Source organism: Xanthovirga aplysinae (genome assembly GCF_009711365.1).
Taxonomy (GTDB): Bacteria; Bacteroidota; Bacteroidia; order Cytophagales; family Cyclobacteriaceae; genus Xanthovirga; species Xanthovirga aplysinae.
In genome coordinates this window covers 1-1647 of sequence record NZ_SMMB01000444.1, presented here as the reverse complement: position 1 = coordinate 1647, position 1647 = coordinate 1, and the positions used below count along the sequence as shown (strand labels likewise).

General features: G+C 38.1%; 2 protein-coding genes. Both read right to left on the bottom strand.

Annotation, left to right across the window (positions count from 1 at the left end):
- The coding region (gene porG / locus E1171_RS01680) for a type IX secretion system protein PorG (RefSeq protein WP_187696173.1) at window positions 1-660 on the bottom strand (660 nt) is incomplete at its 3' end.
- Window positions 661-784: 124 nt separating this feature from the next.
- Window positions 785-1647 (bottom strand): DUF6089 family protein (locus tag E1171_RS23445; protein ID WP_187696172.1); only part of this gene is annotated, 863 nt, incomplete at its 5' end.

Genomic DNA, 1647 nt, shown 5'->3' with positions numbered 1-1647 from the left:
AAAGTAATAATAGGTGTTTAGATCATCACTGATGTCTGGAGAATAATCGGATATTCCATCCAAATAATCTGTAAATGTTATTCTAAGTCCAGCCTCAACTCCAATATTCCATTGGGTTCCTATCATCTTTTTTACTCCCACTCCAATTGGGACCATTGGCTGAAGGGAGTTTATATTTTTACCTTTTAAAAGATCTTTTCCGGCTTTATTTTTATATGAGAAATGAAAAAAGCCCAGGCCTCCGAAGATATATGGCGTCCAAAGTCGAGTTGATCTGTCCTCCCTCCAATAATCAAGAAAGTTGTATTCAGCGACAGCTGAAAATTCAATGATTGTGGTATTAAATGCTGATGAATCTTGTCTGAATTGGCCGAGTACATCTGCAGGATGATTGTCATTGCCTGTAATTTGCCCTCCAGTTAAAGCTAATTTTGCGCTTAAAGCGGGGCTGAAATTCATACGGTAAAAAACGGTGGCCGCTGGACGGGCCCACCTTATGTCAATAGTTTTTCCTAAATCTCCAGTGTAATTCAAAAGTCCGATTCCTCCACCTATTTCTTTATATTGGGCAATTAAAGAGTTAAAAGAAAAGGAAGTGATCAGAAAAATAATGGATAATATTGCTTTCTTCTTTCCGCCTTCTATTGTTCTATTCTTCACCAAAATATGATCTTTTTATTTTTTTGAACCAATAAATTTTATGTGCCAGATGCTAAATAAAAAACACATTAAAAAAAAATTAGAAGTAAAACAATAGATGACTTATTTTTCACCCTTTTTTCCTCTATTTTTTTGTCCCTAAAATAAAGGTGAGTTTAAAACTGCTAACTAAATAGGTGTCAAATCCCAATCCTCCTCTTAATTCATTACCGAACATCCCTGCCATTCCTGCAAGTTTTTCTCTTTCTTGAGGAGAAAGATTTCTTCCTGCAAGCTCTTGGGAACGATCAGACATGATTTTACCTAAGTCATTATCGGTGAAATATGCTTCCTCAGGCCATTTATCTACAATATCATCCAAGCCATCGGTAAAAGTCTGACGATAGCCCATTTCAAAAGAGAGGTCAGTTTGGTTATTTAGCTTAAAACGAACTCCCAGCCCTATTGGGACAGCAATTTGAAATCGGCTGTAAACGGGAGGCCCTTCCGTTTCCAGATTTCTTAAACTGACCCATTTCCCTTGGTCGGGTCCTGGATCAATCAGTTCCCCCTTAAAGTTGTAATAGGCATTTGGAACTTTTGCTTTTGGATTATGGGTAAAGAAACCGATTCCTGCAAAGAAGTAGGGCACTATTTTTGGGCGAAGGGTGTAGTGACCGGTATGTACAAAATCAATCACTCCTACAATGTCAAGCTCATAAATATCGTTACGAAAAGAAAGATTTCGTGCATAGCGGAAAATATTATTTCCATCCATCCCGGTAGTTGAATCAGCAGCGGCAATTCTTCCCCAAAAAAATTCACTCCGAACGGAGAAAAATCCGGAAAACCTCCTGTTAACAACAACTCCTAAGCCTGGTCTTGTGTTTTTTAGGTTAGTACTGAAAAGTCTTTTGCTAGTTGGGGCAATATCCCCAAAGTAATTTAAAGTATTCGCTTCAAAACCAACTGACCAATATTGGAGGGGATCCACCCTACCCACATATC